General features: G+C 61.6%; 20 protein-coding genes. 14 read left to right on the top strand and 6 right to left on the bottom strand.

All coding sequences use genetic code 11. The features are described from left to right. Positions 1–39: 39 nt before the first annotated feature. The 3 genes from BJ985_RS01300 to BJ985_RS01310 all read left to right on the top strand — a co-directional run bounded on the left by BJ985_RS01300 (position 40) and on the right by BJ985_RS01310 (position 2,877). Positions 40–783, top strand: coding sequence for an IclR family transcriptional regulator (locus BJ985_RS01300; RefSeq protein ID WP_179386340.1), 744 nt, complete (start codon positions 40–42; stop codon positions 781–783). Positions 784–861: 78 nt separating this feature from the next. Then, positions 862–2,415: a histidine ammonia-lyase gene (hutH, locus tag BJ985_RS01305; RefSeq protein WP_179386341.1), complete on the top strand. Its 1,554-nt coding sequence runs from the start codon at positions 862–864 to the stop codon at positions 2,413–2,415. A gap of 48 nt (positions 2,416–2,463) precedes the next feature. Beyond that, positions 2,464–2,877, top strand: a complete 414-nt coding sequence (locus tag BJ985_RS01310) for a flavin reductase family protein (RefSeq protein ID WP_236587077.1) — start codon at positions 2,464–2,466, stop codon at positions 2,875–2,877. On the opposite strand, the gene BJ985_RS01315 is transcribed toward BJ985_RS01310, so the two are convergent. Continuing rightward, on the bottom strand, positions 2,860–3,645 hold the full coding sequence (locus BJ985_RS01315) for an SGNH/GDSL hydrolase family protein (RefSeq protein ID WP_236587078.1): 786 nt from the start codon (positions 3,643–3,645) through the stop codon (positions 2,860–2,862). The two genes, BJ985_RS01310 and BJ985_RS01315, sit on opposite strands and share 18 nt — an antisense overlap. A gap of 189 nt (positions 3,646–3,834) precedes the next feature. Here BJ985_RS01315 and hutU point away from each other — a divergent pair, with 189 nt between their 5' ends. The 4 genes from hutU to BJ985_RS01335 all read left to right on the top strand — a co-directional run bounded on the left by hutU (position 3,835) and on the right by BJ985_RS01335 (position 9,958). Then, on the top strand, positions 3,835–5,511 hold the full coding sequence (hutU, locus tag BJ985_RS01320; RefSeq protein ID WP_179386344.1) for a urocanate hydratase: 1,677 nt from the start codon (positions 3,835–3,837) through the stop codon (positions 5,509–5,511). Then, a complete protein-coding gene (gene hutI / locus BJ985_RS01325) occupies positions 5,512–6,681 on the top strand; it encodes an imidazolonepropionase (protein WP_179386345.1) in 1,170 nt (389 codons plus the stop codon). It abuts the gene before it with no gap. Positions 6,682–6,724: 43 nt separating this feature from the next. Beyond that, positions 6,725–8,584, top strand: coding sequence for a DEAD/DEAH box helicase (locus tag BJ985_RS01330; protein ID WP_179386346.1), 1,860 nt, complete (start codon positions 6,725–6,727; stop codon positions 8,582–8,584). Positions 8,585–8,731: 147 nt separating this feature from the next. Next, entirely contained in the window at positions 8,732–9,958 is a 1,227-nt protein-coding gene (locus tag BJ985_RS01335) for an HNH endonuclease signature motif containing protein (protein WP_179386347.1), read from the top strand. A 20-nt stretch (positions 9,959–9,978) separates the two neighbouring features. On the opposite strand, the gene BJ985_RS01340 is transcribed toward BJ985_RS01335, so the two are convergent. The 3 genes from BJ985_RS01340 to putP are packed head-to-tail and all read right to left on the bottom strand — an operon-like array spanning position 9,979 to position 12,654. Further along, the gene (locus tag BJ985_RS01340; RefSeq protein ID WP_179386348.1) at positions 9,979–10,428 is read right to left on the bottom strand and encodes a DUF2269 domain-containing protein; all 450 of its coding nucleotides are present in this window, start codon (positions 10,426–10,428) and stop codon (positions 9,979–9,981) included. Between the two features lie 44 nt (positions 10,429–10,472). After that, a complete protein-coding gene (locus BJ985_RS01345) occupies positions 10,473–11,051 on the bottom strand; it encodes an HNH endonuclease family protein (RefSeq protein ID WP_179386349.1) in 579 nt (192 codons plus the stop codon). Positions 11,052–11,088: 37 nt separating this feature from the next. Next, on the bottom strand, positions 11,089–12,654 hold the full coding sequence (gene putP, locus BJ985_RS01350; protein ID WP_179386350.1) for a sodium/proline symporter PutP: 1,566 nt from the start codon (positions 12,652–12,654) through the stop codon (positions 11,089–11,091). 179 nt (positions 12,655–12,833) lie between these two features. On the opposite strand from putP, the gene BJ985_RS01355 reads away from it, so the two are divergent. From BJ985_RS01355 to BJ985_RS01385, 7 genes are all read left to right on the top strand, one after another. After that, positions 12,834–15,857 carry a DEAD/DEAH box helicase gene (locus BJ985_RS01355; RefSeq protein ID WP_506256202.1) on the top strand — a complete coding sequence of 1,008 codons (3,024 nt, stop codon included), beginning with the start codon at positions 12,834–12,836 and terminating at the stop codon, positions 15,855–15,857. A gap of 3 nt (positions 15,858–15,860) precedes the next feature. Continuing rightward, complete coding sequence (locus BJ985_RS01360; RefSeq protein ID WP_179386352.1) at positions 15,861–16,682, top strand: SWIM zinc finger family protein; 822 nt, start codon at positions 15,861–15,863, stop codon at positions 16,680–16,682. Continuing rightward, the gene (locus BJ985_RS01365; protein WP_179386353.1) at positions 16,682–17,800 is read left to right on the top strand and encodes a metallophosphoesterase family protein; all 1,119 of its coding nucleotides are present in this window, start codon (positions 16,682–16,684) and stop codon (positions 17,798–17,800) included. Before BJ985_RS01360 ends, BJ985_RS01365 begins: the two co-directional genes overlap by 1 nt. Continuing rightward, a complete protein-coding gene (locus tag BJ985_RS01370) occupies positions 17,800–20,385 on the top strand; it encodes an AAA family ATPase (protein ID WP_179386354.1) in 2,586 nt (861 codons plus the stop codon). Before BJ985_RS01365 ends, BJ985_RS01370 begins: the two co-directional genes overlap by 1 nt. 5 nt (positions 20,386–20,390) lie before the next feature. After that, positions 20,391–20,897 (top strand): MarR family winged helix-turn-helix transcriptional regulator, encoded by a 507-nt coding sequence (locus BJ985_RS01375; protein ID WP_005323428.1) that lies wholly within the window; start codon positions 20,391–20,393, stop codon positions 20,895–20,897. A 5-nt stretch (positions 20,898–20,902) separates the two neighbouring features. Further along, complete coding sequence (locus tag BJ985_RS01380; RefSeq protein ID WP_179386355.1) at positions 20,903–21,202, top strand: molecular chaperone GrpE; 300 nt, start codon at positions 20,903–20,905, stop codon at positions 21,200–21,202. Positions 21,203–21,310: 108 nt separating this feature from the next. Beyond that, positions 21,311–21,514, top strand: coding sequence for a hypothetical protein (locus tag BJ985_RS01385; RefSeq protein ID WP_005323426.1), 204 nt, complete (start codon positions 21,311–21,313; stop codon positions 21,512–21,514). Between the two features lie 58 nt (positions 21,515–21,572). Here BJ985_RS01385 and BJ985_RS01390 read toward each other — a convergent pair whose 3' ends face one another. Together BJ985_RS01390 and BJ985_RS01395 are read right to left on the bottom strand one after the other, a co-directional pair. Further along, entirely contained in the window at positions 21,573–22,739 is a 1,167-nt protein-coding gene (locus tag BJ985_RS01390) for an ABC transporter permease (RefSeq protein ID WP_179386356.1), read from the bottom strand. A 3-nt stretch (positions 22,740–22,742) separates the two neighbouring features. Continuing rightward, the gene (locus BJ985_RS01395) at positions 22,743–23,642 is read right to left on the bottom strand and encodes an ABC transporter ATP-binding protein (protein ID WP_179386357.1); all 900 of its coding nucleotides are present in this window, start codon (positions 23,640–23,642) and stop codon (positions 22,743–22,745) included. Between the last annotated feature and the right edge of the window lie 2 nt (positions 23,643–23,644).

Consider the following 23,644-nt stretch of genomic DNA (forward strand, 5'->3'; position numbering starts at 1 on the left):
CGGGATATGGCAGGAAAATTCTGCTTACAATCACTAAGTGTGAGTACAAATCGAGTTCCAGCGGCCCGTCACGCGTTAGAGATTCTTAAGTTGTTATCGACGATTGACGTTCCAATTTCTGCTGCCAGGATACAAGGTGAACTGGGACTGCCGCGGTCATCTACGTATCACTTGCTAGCGGAGATGGTGGATGCCGGCTTTGTGGCGCACTTGCCGGAGCATAAGACATATGGCCTGGGCCTTGCGGCCTATTCCATGGCTTCGGCCTATGTAACTCAACAGCCTTTGGTGCGAATGGCTACTCGGGACTTGGAACGGTGCGCGGATCTGGTGGGTGGATCGGGGCACTTGTCTCGTATGGCTGGATCGGAAATCTTGTACTTGCAGGAGGTCCGTGCTGCAGGGGCAATCTCTTTGGTGACCGAGGTTGGTGTGCGATTGCAAGCGCATAAGACGGCGTCCGGGCGCGTAATGCTGGCGCATCTTCCTGACGCGGAGGTGCGCGCCGCATTCGATACTGCGGGTGGTAGTGGCTTTTCTGCTTTGAAGGAGCGCTTGCGGTTGGTGGCCGCGCGGGGTTGGGACCAAGAGGTGGAGGAAATTACTCGTGGCCAGGCTTCTGTAGCGGTGCCCATTCTGGACCATCTGGACCGCCCAGCGGCGGCGGTGGCGGTGACGTATCCGGTAGGGACGCCAGATGCAAAGGTGGATGCCGCCATTCGGGCACTGCAGGAGGCGTCAGACAAGGTGGCGGGGAAAATGTACCGCAATCGAAGAAAGTGATGTAGCATACATCTATCGCGTTGGGTTGTCGCGCGACACATTTTTGATTATCAATCCCTACTCCAAGGAGTTTTTGCCATGCCTAACGCCTACCCATCCACCGTGACCGTCAACGTCGGTGCGTTGAGTATCGAGGACGTCGTTGCCGTTGCCCGCTATGGAGCAAAGGTGGAGATTGCGCCCGAGGCTCTCGAAGAGGTAGCCGCGACCCGCGAGCGCGTGGAAGAACTGGCACAGGATCCCACCCCGGTCTATGGCATTTCCACCGGCTTTGGTGCACTTGCCCGCCGCCACATTCCGGAGGAGATGCGCGCCCAGCTGCAGCTTTCCTTAGTGCGCTCGCATGCCGCGGGCACCGGCCCAGAGGTGGAAGAAGAGGTCATCCGCGCGCTCATGCTGCTGCGCCTGTCCACCTTGTGTACCGGTCGTACCGGCGTGCGCCCGGTGGTCGTAGAAACCTATGCCAAGGCGCTGAATGCCGGAATCGTTCCGGTGGTGCGCGAGTACGGATCGCTCGGCTGCTCCGGCGATTTGGCGCCGCTGGCACACTGCGCATTGGCCCTGCTGGGCGAGGGTGAAGTGCGCGTCAATGGCGAACTCAAGGACGCGGGCGACGCTCTGGCCGCGGCCGGCATCGAACCGCTGCAGCTGCGCGAGAAGGAAGGCCTCGCGCTTATAAACGGCACCGATGGCATGCTCGGCCAGCTCTGCCTGGCCATTACTGACCTGCGCGCGGCCGCCAAGACCGCCGATATTGCCACCGCCATGACCGTGGAGGGCCTGCTGGGTACCCTCGTGGTCTTTGCCGATGACCTGCAGCAGTTGCGCCCGCACCCAGGCCAGGCCGATGCCGCGGCCAATATCCTCCAGGTGGCCGAAGGCTCGCAGATTCTGGAGGCCGCGCTCGAGGAATTCAAGAAGAACCAGGTGCAGGATGCGTACTCCGTGCGCTGCGCCCCGCAGGTTGCCGGCGGGTTCCGCGATACCCTGGCCCACACCGCCCAGGTGGCCGAGCGCGAGCTGGCCGCCGCGGTGGATAACCCGGTGGTAACCAAGGATGGTCGCGTGGTCTCCAATGGCAATTTCCACGGCGCGCCAGTTGCCTATGCGCTCGACTTCCTTGCCATCGTCACTGCGGACTTGGCGTCCATTTCCGAGCGCCGCACCGACCGCTTCCTGGACCCGGCGCGCAACCGCGGGCTGAATGCCTTTCTTGCCGACGACCCCGGTGTCGACTCCGGCCACATGATTGCGCAGTACGCCCAGGCCGGCATCGTGAGCGAAATGAAGCGCCTAGCCAACCCATCTTCGGCCGATTCCATTCCTTCTTCGGCCATGCAGGAAGACCATGTGTCTATGGGATGGTCCGCCGCCCGCAAGCTGCGCAAGGCCGTGGATGGCCTACAGCGCGTGCTGGCCGTGGAAATCCTCACCGCCGCCCGCGCCATCGACATGCGCGAGGGCACCCCGGCCAAGGGCACCGGCGCGGTGATTGAGAAGCTGCGCCAGACTGTGGACGGCCCCGGTGTGGACCGCTACCTGTCCCCGGAAATCGAGGAGACCGTACGCCTAGTCAAGGAAGGCGCTCTTATCGACGCCGTCGAGGACGCTACTGGAAAGCTGCGTGGTTAATACGTCGACGATAACCCCTTGCCATTTTCGCCCTTTAAGGCGAGCACAGTGCCACGACCTATTGGTTGGCTCTCTAGCGTCGACGGCCAAGGTCGCGAAAATATCGCTCCCTATAGCCAGTGGCAAAACCTCACCTTCGATCCACCCATGGTGATGTTTTCGGCCAACCAGTACCCGGATAGTCGTCGTAAGGACACGGTCCTCAATGCCGAGGAAACCGGCTGGTTCGTGTGGAATATGGACACCTATGACCTGCGCGAGGAAGTCAATAAATCCGCCCAGGTGCTCGACTATGGCGACAGCGAGTGGGACCGCCTTTCCGTCACCAAGGAATATGCGGACAATTACCGCATTCCCATGGTGAAGGAGTCTCCGGTGAAGTTCGAGTGCCAGTACAAGACCACGCTGCGCGTGCCCGGTTCCGACGACGCCGCGCGCGCCGGGCTAGAGGGCAGCGCGTAGCGCCTGGGCCATTGCCACCTGGCCCGCGTGTGTGGGGTGCATGGGAAAGGAATTGGTGTCCTTTCCCGTAAAGTCCACCCACGGCGAGGGGGAGCAGGCGGTGTGGTCTAGGGCGGCGTCGGCAAGCACGTAAGTAGCCCCGTGGCGCTCGGCGGCCTCGCGCACTGCCTGATTGATGCGCTCGATGGAGGCGGCCAACCATTCCCGGTCACTGGCCGGGACTTTTTCTATGTAGGGGCAGGTCTCCCCGTGCTTGATAAGGGGGAGGTAGCCGGTGGCAAGGACCTTCGCATTAGGGGAGCGGCGGTGAATTTCCTCGTAGACCTTGTCGAGCCGGCGGGGCAGATCGCGGATTTCTAAGTCAATCTGCGCGCCTGATTCCGCCTGGCAGATATCGTCCGTGGCGCACTGGGTAAGGCGCACGAAGCTGGCGTCATTGCCGCCGATGGATAGGCTCACCAGGTTGGTGTCCTCGCGTAGGGCGTCCACCTGGGCGGGGTGTTCGCCGGCCGAGGAAAGTACGTCGAGGGTGCTAGCGCCCTGGCAGGTGACATTGGTGAGCTTTGCGTCCATCTCCTTGGCCGCGAGCTCGGGGTAGGAATCTTGTGCGCGTACGCAGGTATTGGGTGGATCCAGTGGCAGTGTGGTCGAGCCCATGGCCGCATAGGAATCTCCCAGCGCGACATAGTGGGGTGGCTGCGGTTCCTCGGCGGGGGTGGAACAAGCGGTGAGGAGGGCCGCGGAAAGGAGGGGGATGAACCGGCGCATGCAGGCCATCGTAGATCATTCCGCGGGTGTCTCATATACGAGACAGTTAGGGTTTGTGTGGCCTGTTACATAGATGTGAATCACAGTAAGTTGTGACCTGTGACGCCAAACAAGCCCTCGGGGACAGCCCCGGGACACCGGCCTAGGGGGCTTGGGAGGGCGTCGGAAAAGCACGACGAAAGGAAGCCCATGTCTCAACCACGCGAAGTACGCGCGCCGCGCGGAACCGAATTGTCCGCCAAGTCCTGGCAGACCGAAGCGCCCCTGCGCATGCTCATGAATAACCTCGATCCCGAGGTTGCCGAGCGCCCCGAGGACCTCGTGGTCTACGGCGGCACCGGCCGCGCAGCACGCAGCTGGGAAGCCTTTGACGCCATCGTAGAATCCTTGAAGGACCTCGAATCCGATGAGACCCTGCTGGTGCAGTCCGGCAAGCCGGTGGGCATCTGGAAGACCAACGAGTGGGCACCGCGCGTGCTCATCGCTAACTCCAACCTCGTGGGAGACTGGGCTAACTGGGAGCACTTCCGCAAGCTCGAGGACGAGGGCCTGATGATGTACGGCCAGATGACGGCCGGCTCTTGGATCTACATCGCCACCCAGGGCATCCTGCAGGGCACCTTCGAGACCTTCGCGGCAGTGGCTAAGAAGCGCTTTGGCGGCAGCCTTGCCGGTACTTTCACCCTGACCGGTGGTTGTGGCGGTATGGGCGGCGCACAGCCGCTGTCCGTCACCCTCAACGGCGGCGCCTGCCTCATCGTGGACGTGGACGAGACCCGCCTGAAGCGTCGTCAGCACAAGCGCTACCTGGATGAGGTTGTCACCGACCTCGATGAGGCCCTCAAGCTAGTCCTGGACGCCAAGGAAAACAAGAAGCCGCTGTCTGTCGGCCTGGTAGGCAACGCCGCCGAGGTCTTCCCAGAGATCCTGCGCCGCCAGCGCGCCGGGGAATTCACCGTAGACATCGTCACGGACCAGACCTCCGCACATGACCCGCTGTCCTACCTGCCTTCTGAAATCACCATGGAAGACTGGCACAACGAGGCCAAGGCGGATCCGACCACCTTTACCAAGAAGGCCCGCGAGTCCATGGCCGCCCAGGTCCAGGCCATGGTCGAGTTCCAGGATGAGGGTGCCGAGGTCTTTGACTACGGCAACTCTATCCGCGATGAGGCCCGCAAGGCCGGCTACCAGCGCGCCTTCGAATTCCCGGGCTTCGTTCCGGCCTATATCCGCCCGCTCTTCTGTGAGGGCCTGGGCCCCTTCCGCTGGGCCGCGCTTTCCGGCGACCCAGAGGACATCAAGGTCACCGACCAAGCGCTCAAGGAGCTCTTCCCGGACAACGAGCACCTGCACAACTGGCTCGATGCCGCCGAGGAGTATGTCGAGTTCGAGGGTCTGCCAGCACGCATTTGCTGGCTGGGCTACAACGAGCGCCACAAGGCCGGCCTGCTCTTCAACGACCTGGTGCGCGAGGGCAAGATCAAGGCGCCGATCGTCATCGGCCGTGACCACCTGGATTCTGGCTCCGTGGCATCCCCATACCGCGAAACCGAAGCCATGCTCGATGGCACCGACGCCGTGGCCGACTGGCCGCTGCTCAACGCCATGACCGCTGTGTCTTCCGGCGCTACCTGGGTTTCCCTCCACCACGGCGGTGGCGTGGGCATGGGCCGCTCCATCCACGCAGGCCAGGTCACCGTTGCAGACGGCACCGAGCTCGCCGCGGCCAAGCTGCGCGCGGTGCTCACCAATGACCCGGGCATGGGCGTTATCCGCCACGTCGATTCCGGCTACACTCGCGCAAAGGAGGTCGCCGATGAGCGCGGCGTCCGTATTCCAATGGAATTCAAGGCAAGGGACTAGATGAGCACACTTTTTACCGGCATTTCAGAACTCCGTACGGTCAGCGAGCGTGGCACGCTTAACGACGCCGCCATTATCGCCCAATCCGGCACCATCGCCTGGGTCGGCCCAGCCTCCGAGGCACCGGCCGCCGACGAAAAGGTGGACCTAGGCGGCCGCGCCGTCCTGCCCGGCTGGGTAGATTCGCACACCCACATGGTCTTCGACGGTGACCGCTCCGCCGAATTCGAGGCCCGCATCTCCGGCGGTTCCTATGAGGCAGGCGGCATCGCCGTGACCATGGACGCCACCCGCCAGGCCGGCACCGACCGCCTGGACCAGCTGGTGGCGGACCGCGTGGCCGCCGGCCGCCGCGGTGGCACCACCACCTTTGAGACCAAGACGGGCTACGGCCTCAATACCGAGTCCGAGGTGGAGGCCGCCAAGGTAGCCTCCCGCCACGTCGATGACGTGACCTTCTTGGGCGCGCACCTGGTCCCGCCGGGAGCGGACGCGGAGGAGTACCTCGACGAGGTCGTTGGCCCCATGCTCGAGGGCGTTGCTCCCTACGTGCAGTGGATCGACGTCTTCTGTGAGCGCGGCGCCTTCAACGAGGAACAATCCCGCCGCGTGCTGGAGGCCGGTAAGAATTTGGGCCTCGGCCTGCGCGTGCACGGCAATCAGCTGGGCGAGGGGCCGGGCGTTGCCCTCGCCGTCGAACTGGGCGCGGCCTCGGTAGACCACGTCAATCACCTAACCGACGAGGACGTCGAGCTGCTGGCCAATTCCGATACCGTGGCCACCATGCTGCCGGCGTGCGACCTGTCCACCCGCGAGCCGCTCGCCCCGGGCCGCACGCTTCTCGACGCCGGCGCTACCCTCGCCATCGCCTCCAACCTCAACCCTGGCACGTCCTATACCTCCTCGATGAATTACTGCGTGACCACCGCGGTCCTGCAGCAGCACCTCTCCGTCGATGAGGCCATCCACGCCGCCACCACCGGCGGAGCGACCGCCCTGCGCCGCCACAACGTGGGCAACGGCCTCGACCCGCAGGGCCGCCCGGCTAAGGGCACCATCGTGGAGGGTGCCGCCGCGGACCTGCACGTGCTCGACGCACCCAGCGCCGTGCACTTGGCCTACCGCCCAGGCATGCCACTGAGCTACCGCACTTTCGTCGCGGGCGCTTAGGATATGGAGTTTGGGGCGGCAATCGCGTAGGGTTGGTGAAGCAATGAGCATTACCGATAACGCCACCGGCGGCGTCAACGAGCCGGAAGATTTTAATAAGTCGGAATCTCAGGACAACTCGCAAGGTGTCACCAAGGACACCAGGGCTGCGAATACTTCTGAGGACACCGGCGCTGAGTCCCAAGATTCAGCCAACGACAACTCCCAGGGGTTCGCGCATCTTGGCCTGCCAGAGAAAATTCTGGAGGCCGTTGCGAAAGTAGGCTTCACCAAGCCGTCCCCCATTCAGGAAGAAACCATCCCGATCTTGATGGAAGGCCGCGACGTTGTCGGCCTTGCCCAGACCGGTACCGGCAAGACCGCAGCCTTTGCGCTGCCGGTTCTGTCGCAGATTGACACCAAGGCCCGCCATCCGCAGGCCCTCGTGCTCGCTCCCACCCGCGAGCTGGCCCTGCAGGTGGCGGACTCCTTCCAATCCTTCGCCGAGTCCCTCAAGGGCGTCGAGGTGCTGCCTATCTACGGTGGCCAAGCCTATGGCATTCAGCTTTCCGGTCTGCGCCGCGGTGCGCAGGTTATCGTGGGCACCCCGGGTCGCGTCATCGACCACCTGGAGAAGGGCTCGCTGGACCTGTCCCAGCTGCAGTTTCTCGTCCTCGATGAGGCCGATGAGATGCTGAACATGGGCTTCCAAGAAGACGTCGAGCGCATCCTGGAGGACACCCCGGACCGCAAGCAGGTGGCGCTTTTCTCGGCCACCATGCCGAACGCTATCCGACGCCTGTCTAAGCAGTACCTCGACAACCCCGCCGAGGTCACGGTGAAGTCCGAGCGCCGCACCAATGACAACATCACGCAGCGCTTCCTCCTCATTCCGCACCGCGCAAAGATGGATGCCTTCACCCGCATCCTCGAGGTCATCAATTACGACGCCATCATCGTCTTCTGCCGTACCAAGCACGAGACCGAAGAGGTGGCCGAGACCCTGCGTGACCGCGGTTTCAGCGCCGCCGCCATCAACGGCGATATTGCGCAGGCTCAGCGCGAGCGCACCGTCGATCAGCTCAAGGATGGCCGCCTAGACATCCTCGTGGCTACCGACGTCGCCGCCCGTGGCCTCGACGTCGAGCGCATCACGCACGTGGTCAACTTCGATATCCCGAACGATACCGAGTCTTACGTGCACCGCATCGGCCGCACCGGCCGCGCTGGACGCTCCGGCGAAGCCATCCTATTCGTCACCCCGCGCGAGCGCCGCATGCTGCGCTCCATCGAGCGCGTGACCAACGCCCGCTTGGAAGAGATGGAACTGCCGTCCGTCGATGAGGTCAATGAAAAGCGCAAGGAAAAGTTCGCGCAGTCCATTACCAACTCCATGGATAATAAGCAGGCGGACTTCTTCCGGACCTTGGTGCGCAAGTACTCCGAGGACAATAATGCGGCCATGGATGACATCGCTGCAGCCCTCGCCGTCATGCTGCAGGGTGGCAAGAACTTCCTGATGGAAGACAAGCCGCTTCCCAAGCCGAAGCGCGATCGCGACCGCCGCGATGATCGCAAGCGTGATTTCAAGGGTGGCAGTAAGGGTCGCGGCCCCAAGCGGCCGGACGGAGACTTTGAGACGTACCGACTGGACGTCGGCAAGCGGCAAAATGTGCGACCAGGAGCCATCGTCGGCGCTATTGCCAACGAGGGTGGCTTGTCTGCCAAGGACTTCGGCCGCATCACCATCGCGGTGGGCCACACCCTGGTTGACCTGCCAAAGAACCTTGACCCGGCAGTACTGGACCGACTGAAGGATACCCGCATTTCCGGCCAGCTGATCAAGATTCAAAAGGACACCGGCCGCCCGCCACGCCGTGATCACGGCGGCGGACGCAAACGCGGTGGACGCTGGCGCGACTAGCATTTTCGACTCAATGGGCCTCTTCGGAGGCCCATTTTTTCGTGCCCTTTGACCTGCGGTTTTACTATAAACGGGGGTAGGGTGTCGGAGGGGTTTGTATACTGAAAGCGCAAACATGTTCTAGAGAAACTTCTGCGGGGGAAGTCCATGAATGCGCCCTATTTTGCCAATACCAATCCAGCAAATTCCACCTCACAAGCAGCTACAGACATCCGCAAGGCTGAATACCTCCTATGGAAACGCCTGCATCCAGACCCGGATGACGATATCGAAATAATTAGCCAATCACTGTCGGATCTCACCGGAACGCGCCAGTCCCGAATTAGAAATATCATTTTCGCCTTTGAGCGATTACAGGAGCTGCCGCGCCTTAAAGCCCGGCAGGAAGAGCATTACCACTTAGATTTAGACCGCTTAATCACTATTGACCAGACGCTGTCCAAGTTAGGCGAGATTGACGCCGAAAAACGCCTGCTTATCGACGCCGAATTAACCACCTACCTCACCCCCAAACGCCCTAACCAAAAATTACCGTCCCACCGCAACCTGCGGCGAAAGCTGCGGGAGCTGATTGTCCGCCTTGATCCCACCATCGCCGCACGCGACCCGCGGCGCAAGGAGTCCTATCACCTCGAGCCTACGGGCGGGGAGTGGGCCGCAGTGTGCCTAGACGTGGGCTTAGAGACTGCCGAAATCATCGACCGAAATATTCGCGGTGTGGCCACAGAGAAGGACATCTCCTTGGCTCAGGCTGCGGTCGAGTTGCTCACCGGTGAGGCCGAAGCCAGGGCGAAGGTGGTGCTCAATATGTACCGCTGCGATCTGCCGGATGCTCCGGCTTTCGTCCAAAGCTTGGGTTGGGTTTCGCCGGAGGTGGCCGATGACATGCAATCGCGGGCCACGACCGTGCGCGACATGGAGAAGGCGGCACAAGATGAAAGTGGAAACTACGTCACGCCGCCGCGTATCCGCGCCTTTGTGGAAGGGCTCGATGGAACCTGCCGGTGGCCCGGATGTACGCGGCCGGCTATGGCTTCCCAGATGGACCATCGGCACGACTTCGCTGACGGAGGACCTACTTCGGCGGCAAACTTGACCTGCCTGTGTCAACATCACCACAACATCAAGACTGATGGACGGGCGTTTTATATCAAGGATCCAATTAGCGGGGACGTCGTCTGGCTCTTTGAAGATTCGACTTGGGTCTATGACGAAGCCAGCGGTCCGCTCGCGCCGAAGAATCGGAGGTGGGCGCAGACTGTGGCGCAGGCGACGCGGCGGCGTCGAGAAAATGCGCACGAAGATGCGCAAAAGCTGAAGGAAGAGCTAGAAAACGAGAAAAGGGACAGTGAAGACACTGTCCCAGAGGAGTAAATGGCTATTTAGAAGGCCACTTAGAAGTTGACGTACATCAGGATGAGGCAGATGATCCACAGAAGGTTGAATACGCCGCCGAATGCGGACAGCGGCTTCTTGGCTGCCGCGTAGTCGAAGGATTCAGTCGATTCGAGGGCGGCCATTGCCTTCTTTTGCTTTGGCAGAATGACGAAGAAGAGCAGGCACCATGCGACGATGGCAACCAAGATGGCGATGTGGAAATTCACTTCGGACTTGTAAGCGCTGATATCGGAAAGGAATACGCCGAGGCCGAGGATAGGCACGATGGCAGAGATGTAGCCGTAGGTATTGGTGATGTTGTGCAGGACGCGAGCGGAGCCGAGCGCCGCGTGGTCACCCTGTGCTGCCTTGGCCATTTGGGTCTGGAAGCTGGAGGTGGATACGCATACTGGGCCGATCAAGAGAATGGCTGCGGCCACGTGGAGGAATACAAGGAAAGAAGTCATTGAAAGAACCCTTCAATCGCGGAAAGTTGCCACGTCAACCCTAATCAACTTCCGGTGAGTACGGCTAACCGACATTGCCTTTGCATCACCCGAACGTCCTTGGAAGGCAGGGGAAGGGAGTACTTTCGGGCGATGTCGGCGAGTCGGCGGGAGTAGTCGCAGCGGTTGGCGGGAGGTAGCCATTCCGCGGGGAGGGCGTCTGACTTTTCTTGGTTGAGCTCACGGCTGGTAGCTACGAGATTGAGCGGGTCGTTGCCAAAGCGGACCTTGGTTTCGCGGTCCCACTCGGAAGCGCCAAGGTCATAGGCCGCGGAGAGGGGAAAGATGTGGTCGATCTCAATGGGAGAGGTAGCGGGAATGGTGGTGCCACTATAGGGGTCATAAAGAGTCCCGCTGCGGGCGTGGCAGGAGTGGAGGGGATCGCTGGATTGGCTTTCTAGAATGACCTCGCGGGTGGTGCAGGCGCCGTGGGGTTGCCAGATGCCGAAGTCCTCACGGTTGTAGCCGGCGGCTTCGGGGCGGGAGGGGAGCGTGGTGACGTCAAAACGCGGAAAAGGCCACGCATACCATGCACCGATGAGGACGGTGATGCATGATAGCGCGGCCAGGTAATAGGACTTCATGTCCTATTGGACTGCGAGGGGCCCGCGTTGGTTCCGATTACTTATCAGTGACCTTTTCTGCGGCTTCCTCAAAGTCGAGGTCGGAGTTATTTTCCACGAGCTTGGCCAGCTTGGTGGCCTCTTCAAACTCGGCAACAACCTCCGGCTGTGGTTCCTTGGTGAGCTTGGTGACTACGACGGCCACGAGGAGGGCCAGGAAGAAGCCTGGGACCATCTCATAGAGGACGTCGGAAAGCGGGGACATGCCCCAGCCAATGGCCACGACGGCGCCGGTTAGCATGCCGGCAATCGCGCCGGTGGAATTGAAGCGCTTCCAGTACAGGGACAGCAGAACGATGGGGCCGAAGGCAGAGCCGAAGCCCGCCCAAGCGAAGCCAACCAGGCCGAGGATGGAGTCGGACGGGTTGATAGCCAGCAGGGCGGCGATGACCGCGATGGCCACGATGGCGGTGCGGGAGAGGTTGATGAGGACCTGCTCGCCCGGCTTCTTCTTAGCAAAGATGAGGAAAAGGTCCTCGATGAGAGAAGTAGAGACGACGAGCATCTGGGACGACATGGTGGACATGATGGCGGCCAGAACTGCGGTCAGGACGAAGCCGGCGGGCAGTGGGTGCATCATGGCCTGTGCCATATCCAGGAAGATGGTTTCGAAGTTGTCCTGGTCGGTGATGCTGTGGCCGGTTTGGGTGAAGTAAACAGTGCCAGAGAGGGCGACGAAGATGGCGCCGATGACGGACAGGCCCATCCAGGTAACGCCGTAGAAGCGGCCCTGGCGGGCGTCGGAAGGCTTACGCAGCGCCATGAAGCGGACCACGATGTGTGGCTGGCCAAAGTAGCCCAGGCCCCAGGCTAGGTTGCCGATGATGACGCCAGCGGAAACGCCCGCGAACATAGAGAAGTAGCTGTCATTTTCCACTACGCCATCGGTGCCGTAGGCATTATTGCCGGCGAAAGAGAAGATGGAGACAGGATCGCTGAGAGAGACGATTGCCATAATCGGCACGATCATCAGGGCAACGAACATAAGCACGCCCTGGACGACGTCCGTGTAGGACACCGCCAAGAAGCCGCCGACGAAGGTGTAGAAGATGGTCACCGCGGCGATGACGAGCATGCCGGTGAGGTAGTCGCCACCGAAGGTGGATTCGAAGTAGCGGCCACCGGAGACCATGCCGGAGGAGACGTAGAAGGTAAAGAAGAAAATAATGATGGCTGCGGAGATGATGCGCAGCAGGCGGGACTTATCGTGCAGGCGGTTTTCAAAGAAGGACGGCACGGTAATGGAGTTGGCCGCGATCTCTGAGTAAGAGCGCAGGCGCGGTGCGACCCACTTCCAGTTTGCCCAGCAGCCGACGAGTAGGCCGATGGCCATCCATAGCTCGGACATGCCGGAGAGGAAGAGCGCGCCAGGCAGGCCCATGAGCAGCCAGCCGGACATATCGGAAGCGCCTGCGGAGAGGGCCGCTACGAATGGGTGCAGACCACGGCCGCCCAAAACATAATCGTCATATTGATCGGTTTGCTTGTAGCTCCAATAGCCAATGGCTGCCATTGCGAGGAGATACACGATCATCGCAATGACGTACCAAGTTGAATCTTGCACGTTTTACTCCTTGTAGATGTGTGATGACATTCTCACGTTAACGAGGTCACAAGGTTAACCCAAGCGAAAATACAGGTGTGGCATAGATCTCCGGCTCGATTTTCTGTCGTTCAACTGGGAAAAGGGTGGAACATAACGAGCCTGTAACAAAACCAAAAGGGGCTGCTATGCTGGCGGCTATGGCTTCTTACCTCGTGCATGGACTGTGGCTCCCCGTTACGGGACTAGGTCTATGGATTGAACAGGTAGAAGGACACAAGATCGTCATGCCCAATGCCGTTCCTGAGGGCACCTTCCCGCCAGCGGTGGAGTCCATCTTGGCGAAGAAATCCTTCCGCAACCGAGCGCGGGTATCGCTGCGCACGCCCAAGGGTAAGGATGTCTCCCTGATGGTGCCCATGGCGATGTTCGGACCCGAAGAGGCCGTGGCGGCGCTTGCCCAAATGGAGCACCTGAACCACAAGCCGCCCGCCACCATCGCCCCCGACCTTCAGTGGCTGATTCATGCCTACAGCGGCCTGTGCAAGTTCGTGCGCGCCGGGCGCGTGACCTTCCGGCTGGCTTACCAGGCCAATGAGTGGTTCCCCATGTGGCAGCTGGCCTCCGGCCTGGGCGAGCGCGGCTGGCTCGCGGAGATGATGGCGGCCGCGCCGGGCATTTTGCACGTGAATAATCGGGCACTCTCAGATGACATGGCCGATGAGCTCACCCACTGGATTGCCTTTCGCGAGCTGCGGCCCGTGGCGGAGGCTCCGCGCCCGATGCCGTGGCACGAGTTTGCCCGCGCCCTGCTCGATACGCGGCCAATCCGACGGGGGCGCTCGCAGCTGCTGCGCGGGCTCAATGAGTGGAAGAATTCCATCTACGAGGTAGAACTCCAGCTGGTCTACATCGTGGAGGAGCCGCTTGACGTTGACCCGGATACGGCCAAGTGGCCAGTGCGCGTGCGGGTGCGCTCGGGCACGGATTCTCCACGGCCGGTGTCGGCGCAAAGTTTGGATAGAGCGAGTGTGGAAAAGCTGCGCGAAGCTCACCGCAAGGCCGTGCGCATCGCACCCACGCTGGGGGAGACGGCGCAGCTGCCACAGCCTGGCGACGGCGACTGGGACGTCTACCTAGAAACCCACCAGCTCACCCATTTTATTACCCACGAGGTGGATAAGCTCAAGGCCAGCGGCGTGACCGTCATGCTGCCCAAGGCGTGGGCGCAGATGGAGACTAAGGCCAAGCTGGAAACCCACGAGGCTCGCGATCCGGCCGAGGCCGCCACGAAGAAGCACATCGGCATGAATAAGCTAGTGGACTATAACTGGCGCATGTCCGTGGGCGATGTGGAGCTAACAGAGGAAGAGATGGAGGACTTGGTCAATTCCAAGTCCGGCCTTATCCAGCTGCGCGGCAAGTGGGTCATGGCCGATAAACAGGTCGTCTCCCAAGTTTCCGGCTACATGGACGCGCTGCGGGAGAAGGCCATCGCGCGCAAGAAGAAGGAGCTCGAGCAGCTAGCAGCCTCCGCGGAAATGGCCAAGCAGCTCGACCAGCCAGGGTGGCAAGCCCTGATGGAGGACGTGGAGCGCCGCCGCCAAGAATTCAACGAGGGCGGCGAGGAGCACGAGCAGGTCACCGTGGCCGAACTGCGCGAGTTGGCCCTGGAGTCTATGACCCAAGAGCCCATTGAGTTCACCGGCAGCACCTGGCACACGGCGCTGCTCGGCGGGGTGGATAAGGTTGCCCCGGAGCGAGTGGAGATTCCTACGACTGTGCATGCGGAGCTGCGCGAGTACCAGCGCCGCGGCGTCGACTGGCTGTATTGGATGTCGCGCAGTGGCATTGGAGCAGTGCTTGCCGACGACATGGGACTCGGCAAAACCCTCCAACTACTGTCCCTCCTCGCGGTGGAGAAGGACCGCGGTGAGCAGACCGGCCCCACGCTCGTGGTGGCACCAACGTCCGTGGTGGGCAACTGGGCCCGCGAGGCCCAGCGCTTCGTCCCAGATTTCAAAGTCATGGTGCAGCACGGTCCCAGCCGCCCGCGCGGTGAGGACTTTATTAAGAAGGCCGGCGAGTGCGACCTCGTCATCACCACCTATGGCACCGTGGGCCGCGACTTCAATGACATGGGCGAGGTGGGCTGGCAACGCGTTGTCCTCGATGAGGCCCAGGCCATCAAGAACTCCGCGACCCGCTCGTCCAAGGCCGTGCGCTCGCTGCCCTCAGAGCACCGCGTGGCGCTGACCGGCACCCCGGTGGAAAATCGACTCTCCGAGATGCGCTCCATTCTGGATTTTTGTAATCCCGGAGTGCTGGGCACCGCCTCGTTTTTCCGCAATCATTTTGCCAAGGCCATCGAGCGCAATAATGACGAGGAGATGTCCGAGCGCCTCCGCCAGCTCACCGCGCCGTTTATCCTCCGCCGCGTCAAGACGGACCCGAATATCATCGATGACTTGCCGGAAAAGTCCGAGCAGATCCTCACCGTGTCCATGACCACCGAGCAAGCCGCCTTATATAAGGCACTGGTCAACCAGGTGAAGAAGGACCTGCAGGAGGCGACGGGCATTAATAAGCGCGGTTTGGTGCTGGCCTCGCTGACCCGCATTAAGCAGATTTGTAATCACCCCGCGCACTACCTGGGCGATAACTCGCCGGTGACGCTCAAGGGAAAGCACCGCTCTGGCAAGGTCAAAGAGCTCATGCGCATCGTGGATGAGGCCACCGAATCCGGCGAGCGACTCCTGGTGTTTACCCAGTACAAGGCCTTTGGCGATATCCTGCAGCCCTACTTAAGCGACCAGCTCGGCCGCGAGATCCCCTTCCTCCACGGCGGGGTAAGCAAGAATAAGCGCGACCAGATGGTGGAGGATTTCCAGTCCGAGGACGGCCCACCGGCGATGATCCTATCGCTCAAGGCGGGCGGCACCGGCCTGAACCTCACGGCCGCCTCTATCGTCGTGCACATGGACCGCTGGTGGAATCCGGCGGTGGAAAACCAGGCGACGGACCGTGCCTTCCGCATTGGCCAGCGCCGCAATGTGCAGGTGTATAAGATGATCACCGCAGGTACGCTGGAGGAATCCATCCAGGATATCTTGGACGGTAAGACGCAGCTGGCCGGCGCCGTGGTGGGCGAAGGCGAGGGCTGGCTCACGGAGCTAGACCCTGATCAGCTGGCCGCACTCATGAGCTACCGGGGGAGGGAGTAATCCATGGCCGTCAAAGGCGACGACAACGTCATCTATGCCAATTTTGGCACCCGCAAACGAGTAAGCACCCCGGCCGAGGTCAATCACGTAGACCGCAGCGGGCGCATCCTGTCCACTACGGCTGCACGAATCGCGGCCTTTACCTCGCATGGCGCGGATCGCGGCCGGATCACCCGCGGCCGCCAGTATGCCGAGGGCGGCCACGTCGTGGGCCTCGAGGTGCGCAACGGCGCCATCCACGGGCGCGTGGCAGGCTCCCAGAACGAGCCCTTTGCGGTGCTCATCCAGCTGCCGTACTGCAATAACGACGATATCGCCCAGCTGGCCACCGAGTTCGCCCGGACCCCCAATTCCGTGGCCAATGCGCGCAAAGGCCTGCTTTCCGACGCCGCCTTAGACACCCTTTTCGCCCCCGAGGCCGAAGACCTCCGCCTGACCTGCGACTGCCCAGATGGCGAGTACGTGTGCAAGCACATCGTGGCGGTAGGCGATAAGCTCGCCACCCGCGCTGATGCGGACCCGGCCGTCATTTTTAATATGCGTGGTCTGGACTTTGCCCGCCTAGAGCGCATGGTCCTCGAACAGGCCAAGACGGTCAGCCGCGAAAGCTTTACCCCGAGCGACCTGTCCGAGGAAGAAAAGAATGAGATCTTCTGGAACGGCCGCGAGCTGCCGAAGCTGCCGCAGCCCAAGGTCGCCCCGGCCATCGATGACTCCGATCCGGACCTGTTGCGCAAGGCCATGCGCTCGGTTTCACACACCAATCTGGATCTCCTGCGCGCGGTATCCGATATTGAAGACCTCTACTATCACCTCTCGCACTAATGACTGCTACCACGTTTATCCATACCTCTGATTTTCAGCTGGGCATGACCCGGTGGTTCTTGAAGGGCGAGGCCCAAGGCCGCTTTAATGATGACCGCGAGGCCGCCATCGTCCGGTTGGGAGAGCTGGCTAAGGACACGGGCGCGGACTTCATAGTCGTGGCCGGTGATATCTTCGAGCATAATGCCCTCTCGCGCGACATCCTCGCCCGCGCCACGGAGATGTTCAAGCGCCTTCCGGTGCCGGTCTATGTCCTGCCCGGCAACCACGACCCGCTGGTGGCGGATTCGGTCTTTTATAAGACCAGCGCGGAGAATGTTCACGTCATCGCAGACTCGGAGCCCATCGAGGTTGCACCCGGCGTGGAGCTGGTCGGCGCGCCGTACCTGTCCAAGCGCGCGAATCATGACTTGGTCCGCCAAGCGCTCGAGCCGTTGGAGCCGGCTGAGGGCATCCGCATTGCCGTAGGCCACGGCCAGGTGGATTCCCGCTCCGGCGAGGATGATGCCGATACCATCGACCTTGCCTTCGTCGAGGATTGCCTGGACCGCGGGGTGATCGACTACCTGGCGCTGGGCGATACCCACTCCACCGCGAGCCTCGGCACCACCGGCCGGGTGTGGTTCTCCGGCAGCCCGGAGACCACGGACTATAAGGAAACGAGCACTGGCGGCGGCGAATCCGATTCCGGCAATGCGTTGGTGGTGCGTGTGGGGGATGAGGTGGACGTCGATAAGCGCCGCATCGGCCGCTGGACCTTTGAGGCCATTGATGCCGCCGTGGATTCCGCCGAAGACGTGGACCGCTTCCTCGCGCGCCTGGGTGAGTATCCGGATAAGGTGCGCACGGCCGTGAAATATAGCCTGCGCGGCACGCTCGGCGTCGAGGCCCATGCCCGCCTGCAACGTGGACTAGATGAGTACGAGGCCGTATTTGCCTCCCTGCGCCCCCGCGAGCGCACCATGGATCTCTACTTGGAGCCCAGCGAAGAAGAATTGGCCAGCCTCGATATTTCTGGCTACGCGGCCGAGGCTCTGCAGGAGCTGCTGGATAGCCGCGAGGATCCCGTCGCCCGCGATGCTGCCAACCTGCTATTCCGCCTGGAAGGACAGTCCTAATGCGCATTCACCGCCTAGAACTCACCAACGTCCGCGGCATTGAACACCTGGTCCTGGATGAGTTGCCTGAGACCGGCGTCGTGGTCATCCACGGCGAAAACGAGGCTGGCAAGTCCACCATCGTGGAGGCGCTCGACGTGGTGCTCACCGAAAAGCACAGCGGCCGCTCCAAGCGCATTCGCTCCCTGCAGCCGGTGGGCAAGGACGTTGCCCCAGAAATTACGGCCGAGCTGAGCGTGGGGGAGTACCGCTTCCGCATTGCCAAGCGCTGGCTGTCCAAGAAGTCGTGTGAGCTTAATGTCACTGCTCCACGGCCGGCGCAATTTACCGGCAGCCAGGCCGACGATGAACTGGAGCGTATCCTTTCAGAACACTTGGATCGCTCGCTTGTCGACGCCCTTTTTATGCGCCAAGACGACACCGGCGAGGCCATCTCAGCCGTCGGCATTCCCAGCCTGACCCGCGCGCTCGAGCGCGAATCCGGCCTGGCCGAGGACGAGGTTTCCGGCGACGATTCCGCGCTGCTGGCCCGCGTGGACAAGGAATATCAGCGCTATTTCACCGCGGCGAAGGGTAACCCGGCCGGCGAGTACAAGGAATCCGCCGCAGCGCTAGCCCGCGCCGAAGAAGAATGCGCAGAGGCTACCCGCGTACTGCGCGAGCTCGACTCCGTGGTCGAGCGCTACGAACAACTCGAGCGCGACCAAGCCGCCGCCGAAGTAGAGCTTCCCGCCGCCCGCGCCGACCTTGCAGAGAAACAAGCCCAGGCCGAGGAAGCCGCCACCGCGCAGGCCACCCTGGACTCCCATAAGGCCACCCTCGCTCGTGCTTCAGAGGATCTTGCCCGTGCGCAAGCCGCCGTCACCGAGCGCGCCGAGCTCGTCACCGCCGCCGAGGAATCTGCCGCGGCCACCGAGGCTGCCCAGCACAAGCTCACCGCCGCCCAGGACAAGGCGAAAGAAGAAGCCGCGGCCAAAGACTCGCTGGAGAAGCAACTAGCGGAGGCCAAAGAAGACTATGCCGCGGCCCGCAGCACCCTTAAACAGGCGCGCCGCCAGCAAGATAAGCAGAAGTTTGAGCAGCTCAGCGCCCGGCTAGAATCGCTTGACGGTCTAGCCGCCGAGGTAGACCAGGCACGTGCGGCCATCGCTCAGCGCGGCCGCGAGGTCACCGCGGCCGATATCACCGGCCTGCATAAGGCAGACTCAGCGTTGTCGGTGGCCGAGCGCCTGCACGAGGCCGCGGCCGCCAAGGTGCATTTCTCCGGGCCGGCCGGCTCCACCATCCGCGTCGATGGCGAGGACATCGAGGTGGGGGCGGACACCGCCGTCGAGCTTGTCGATTCCCGCGTGATCATCATCGGCGATATCACCGCCCGCTTCTCGGCCGGTTCCTATTCCGCAGAGGACACCCTGCGCGATGTGGAACAGGCCCGCACCCGGCTGCACGAGCTGCTCGATACCCTCGGCGTAGAATCTGTGGCTGCGGCCGAAGAAGCCCATGAGACGCACCGTGCGCAGAACGACGACCTCGATGCCGCCACTCGCGCCCTTGCCGCGGAACTGGGAACTGATGATTTGGGCGAGCTGCGCGGCCAGCATACTGCGCTGGCTGAGAAGATCGCGGACCTTGCGGACGAGGAGGAGCTAGACCTCGCCGCCGCCGAAGCCGCGGAGGAAGAAGCTAGCGAAAAGGTCGATGCGCTCGACCGCGAACTCGTGCCGTACCGCGAAAGCCGCCTGGCCCATGAGGCTGTGCGCCTCGATGCCGAACTTGCTGCGGCCCGCGAAAACGCGCAGCGCGTGACTCGAGACCTTTCCTCCGCGCGTGAACGCGCCGCCGACGAGGACCTGCGTGCCGAGGTCACCCGCCTAGAAGGCGTCGTGGGAGACCTGCGCGGGCAGCTCGATCAGATGGAAGCCGTAGACCTTAACACCGCCAACTCCTTGGTGGAAGGCGCGCAGTCCCACCTGGATTACCTCACCGAACGCATCCAACGCTGCGAGGTAGACCTCGGCCGGCTATTTAGCGAGGTGAATTTCCACTCCGGTGCCGCCGAGCGCGCCCAACAGGCCACCTCGGCGGTGGAGATGGCCCGAGCGGTGTACGAGAGCGTGGACAAGCGTGCGCAAGCCGCACGCTACCTGCGCGAACTTTTGCTCAAGCACCGCGACGCCGCCCGCCAGCGCTACGCCGCGCCCTTCGTGGCTGCACTGTCGCGGCTGGCCCGCACCGTGTACGGCGGCGACATCACTTTCGAGCTCGATGACGACCTTCGCGTGACCACCCGCACTCAGGATAATGAGACGGTGAGCCTAGCGAGCTTGTCCGGTGGCGCCCGCGAGCAGCTGGCCATCCTCACTCGCTTTGCTATCGCGCAATTAGTAGGGCCGGAGTCGGTTCCCGTCATCGTGGATGATGCGCTGGGCTCTACCGATGCACGCCGCCTGCAGCTTATGGCCACGCTGTTTTCCCACGTGGGACGAGACAACCAGGTATTGGTCTTTACCTGCATGCCAGAGCGCTACTCCCGGGTGCCGGGACGCGACGAGCGCGACATAGCTTCCCTCAAAGGGGTAATCTAGGTCCCATGCCTTATCAAACTCGCTGGTTAGACGACGAAGAGCAGGAGCTATGGCGCCTGCTCCTTGGCGCCGTGCGTAAGATCGATAGGGGAATGGAGGAAACGCTCAAGGCCGGCGGCGAAGTATCTGCCTCCGAGTTCGCCGTCCTCGTCGCCCTGTCCGAGGCACCGGAACAACGCCTGCGCCTGCACGAACTGTGCACGCAGCTGGAGTGGGACCGCTCCCGCGCCTCCCATCAGGTAACTCGCATGGAAAAGCGCGGCCTGCTCACCAAAGAACCAGACGAGGATGATGCACGCGGCATCAACGTGTGTGTGACCCACGTGGGCCTAGAACACCTGCGGCGTGCCGCTCCGGAGCACGTGGAATCCGTGCGCCGTATGGTCTTTGACCATCTGCAACCCGAGGACGTACCGGCGCTGCGGCGCTTTTTCACCGGAGTTCTTCAGGTCAATAACATCCCGGGCTATGAGGGGTACGTGCCAGATTCGCTACTACACGGAAAGGATTAAGCTCCATGATGGGACAAGAGCTCTTTGAGCACCCGAAGAAGCAATATAAGACCTACGGGATCACCGCGTTGGAGGAGCTTAGCCCGCGCATCGGCGATCCAGAGGTGCACTTGGACGACGCCGCCAGCGAGGACCAAGTTGCCGCCATGGAGGAGGCACTTGAGGCCTACCCAGATTCCGCTCTCACCTATGACCAAGACACCGAGCTGTGGATCGTCGGCGCGGAAAAAGACATTGAGCGCATGCTTGGTGACCGCGAGTCCTTCGTAGAGGCGCTGCTCAATGATGAGGACCCAGGAATTTAATCGCCGATTTTCGGTGTCAATCAAAAGTGCGAGGAATGCGGCCTTCTGGGCGCTTAACTGTTAAGATATCCGTAGTTAATCCTCGGTGGATCGAAAGGTTTTATCATTATGAACGAGCGTGAGGCTCAGGAACAGCGCGAAGCAGCAGCCAGGGATAAGAGCAAGGGCTGGGTTTCCGTCTTCGTCCAGTGGATCCCGAACATGCTGCTGGCACTGGTAATGGTTGCTGCCATGTTCTTCGGTATGTACTACATCGAGCACGGCACCTTGGACATCACTCAGCCGATCACCAACGAGTTCATTACTCAGTAGCTTCGGCGCATAGAAGAATCCGGCTCTCCCTGCACACGGCGGGGGAGCCGGATTATTTTTATTTGCCCAAGGCTTGGCGCCAAGTCATTTTGCGCCCATTATTCAAAATGGCGCGGCGGTAGATGCGACCGACCAGCACGATAATCAGTGTGGTCACCACAGCCATGAGCACATAGCTAGCTAGCAAGCCCAACCAGCTGAGGTTGCCCCCGGCCACCTGCATCGGAGCGACCAGCATGGACACCGGCGGCAACCAGGTCATTACCTGCATCCACGTGGCATCCAGGTGCATCCAGCCGAACATTGGTACATACATGGTGGCAAAGACGAGGAACAGGATAGGTGCCTGCGTGGACTGGAGATCCTCGGTGCGCTGCACCATGGAGCCGGCTGCAGCGTAGAGGCTGCCAAAGAAGAGTAGGCCTAGAATCTCGCCCACTAGGAGGACGGCTACCAAGCCATAGTCCAGTTTGATGTCACTAGCCAGGCCGGTTGCAGCAAGCGAGATTGCACCGCCGCCGAGGATGAGGAGGGTGGCCAAGAAACCGATGATGGTATTGCCCAAAATCTTGCCGGCCAAAAAGTCCACCGGGCGTACGGAAGATAAGATAATTTCCACCACGCGGGAGGACTTTTCCTCCGTGACGCGGCCACCAATTAAGCCGGCGAAGGTCATGACGGAAAAGACGACCACCATTGCGGCGATGAGGACCGTGGCTACGCCGGCCATCTTTTGTTCAGTGCCGTCCCCTTCTTCTAAGTTCACCTGATTTACCGTGGTCGAGGGGGTAGCCTTTTCTAACTCTTGTGGGTCAATATTGAGCGTATCCAGCGCAGTTGCTTGTGCTTGAGAAGCAACGATTTGGTTGACGGTGGTGGTCACGGACGCTGGGGCATCCCCTTTGCTCACGAGTTCCCAGCCGTCGTTCTCGGCCGGCACTAAGGCGGCATCGGCGTCTTCATTCTCTACCATCTGCTGGGCTTCTGCGCGGTCTTTCGCCGCGGTGGCATCGATGCCGGAATCATCAAAGGCAGACGCTTCCATCCCCACGACGGCTACGGAATCTGGTTCGTCATCGCCGCTGAAGAAATTGATAGCGATAGGGCCGATAACGGCACCGAGGATGAGTAGCAGCATGGTGCCCACCACCATCTTCGACTTCAGCGCGACCGCCATCTCACGCTTGGCTACAACCCCGATGGTCTTCATTGCGGAATACTGCATGGCCTAGGCCTCTTCGTTCTGGTTGCTGGTGACGACGTCCTGGAAAAGCTCGGTCAGGTCTGGGATCTTGCGGCCGAAGGAATGAACCGGGCCTGCGGCGAGGGCTGCCTGCAGGATTGCCTGGTCATCGATGGTTTCATCGGCCTCGAGCACGACGGCGTCGGCAGTTTCTGCCACCAGCTCCGTGCCTTCCGGATACCAGCCGCGCGCTGGGGTAGCGACCTCAAAGCGGGGAGGGCCTTGGCTGCGCAGCTTATCGACGCCCCCTTCAGCCACCATATGCCCCTTCGTCACAATGCCCACGCGGTCACACAAGCGCTGCACCAGGTCCAACTGGTGCGAGGAGAAAATGACGGGCACGCCGCGATTGGCGCGCTCGCGCAGCATGTCTGACATGACGTTGACCGCAACCGGGTCCAGCCCGGAGAAAGGCTCGTCCAGAATCAGCATGTCGGGGTCGTGGATGAGGGAGGCCGCGAGCTGTACTCGTTGCTGATTGCCCAAGGAGAGGTCATCGAGCTTATCGTCCATGCGCTCGCCCAGCCCCAGCTGTTCTAGGAGCTCAGTGCCGGCGCGCTTGGCGGCGGGCTTATCCATGCCGTGCAGTGTACCGAGGAAGACCAGCTGGCTAAGCAGAGGCTCTTTGCCGTAGAGCCCGCGCTCTTCTGGCATATAACCAATGCGGCGGCGGTTATCGTCATTGATTGGGGCGTCATCGAAGTAGACCTCGCCAGAGTCTTTGGCCAGCACACCAAGTGCAATGCGCATGGTGGTGGATTTTCCGGCGCCGTTGGATCCGACGAAACCGAAGATTTCGCCGTCACCAACGCTAAAGGTCATATCCCGCAGGGCTTGAGTCTCCCCGAAGGACTTATTGAGGTGGTCAATGGTCAAGGTGGGCATGT

This window comes from Corynebacterium tuberculostearicum, from assembly GCF_013408445.1.
Lineage (GTDB): Bacteria > Actinomycetota > Actinomycetes > Mycobacteriales > Mycobacteriaceae > Corynebacterium > Corynebacterium tuberculostearicum.

Excerpts from the sequence above, each read along its gene's own strand:
- BJ985_RS01385 (WP_005323426.1), top strand. The coding sequence starts at position 21,311 with ATGAACGAGCGTGAGGCTCAGGAACAGCGCGAAGCAGCAGCCAGGGAT.
- BJ985_RS01355 (WP_506256202.1), top strand. The coding sequence starts at position 12,834 with ATGGCTTCTTACCTCGTGCATGGACTGTGGCTCCCCGTTACGGGACTA.
- hutU (WP_179386344.1), top strand. The coding sequence starts at position 3,835 with ATGTCTCAACCACGCGAAGTACGCGCGCCGCGCGGAACCGAATTGTCC.
- BJ985_RS01375 (WP_005323428.1), top strand. The coding sequence starts at position 20,391 with ATGCCTTATCAAACTCGCTGGTTAGACGACGAAGAGCAGGAGCTATGG.
- hutI (WP_179386345.1), top strand. The coding sequence starts at position 5,512 with ATGAGCACACTTTTTACCGGCATTTCAGAACTCCGTACGGTCAGCGAG.
- BJ985_RS01345 (WP_179386349.1), bottom strand. The coding sequence starts at position 11,051 with ATGAAGTCCTATTACCTGGCCGCGCTATCATGCATCACCGTCCTCATC.
- BJ985_RS01380 (WP_179386355.1), top strand. The coding sequence starts at position 20,903 with ATGATGGGACAAGAGCTCTTTGAGCACCCGAAGAAGCAATATAAGACC.
- BJ985_RS01335 (WP_179386347.1), top strand. The coding sequence starts at position 8,732 with ATGAATGCGCCCTATTTTGCCAATACCAATCCAGCAAATTCCACCTCA.
- BJ985_RS01370 (WP_179386354.1), top strand. The coding sequence starts at position 17,800 with ATGCGCATTCACCGCCTAGAACTCACCAACGTCCGCGGCATTGAACAC.
- BJ985_RS01390 (WP_179386356.1), bottom strand. The coding sequence starts at position 22,739 with ATGCAGTATTCCGCAATGAAGACCATCGGGGTTGTAGCCAAGCGTGAG.
- BJ985_RS01360 (WP_179386352.1), top strand. The coding sequence starts at position 15,861 with ATGGCCGTCAAAGGCGACGACAACGTCATCTATGCCAATTTTGGCACC.
- hutH (WP_179386341.1), top strand. The coding sequence starts at position 862 with ATGCCTAACGCCTACCCATCCACCGTGACCGTCAACGTCGGTGCGTTG.
- BJ985_RS01330 (WP_179386346.1), top strand. The coding sequence starts at position 6,725 with ATGAGCATTACCGATAACGCCACCGGCGGCGTCAACGAGCCGGAAGAT.
- BJ985_RS01315 (WP_236587078.1), bottom strand. The coding sequence starts at position 3,645 with ATGCGCCGGTTCATCCCCCTCCTTTCCGCGGCCCTCCTCACCGCTTGT.
- BJ985_RS01365 (WP_179386353.1), top strand. The coding sequence starts at position 16,682 with ATGACTGCTACCACGTTTATCCATACCTCTGATTTTCAGCTGGGCATG.
- BJ985_RS01395 (WP_179386357.1), bottom strand. The coding sequence starts at position 23,642 with ATGCCCACCTTGACCATTGACCACCTCAATAAGTCCTTCGGGGAGACT.
- BJ985_RS01340 (WP_179386348.1), bottom strand. The coding sequence starts at position 10,428 with ATGACTTCTTTCCTTGTATTCCTCCACGTGGCCGCAGCCATTCTCTTG.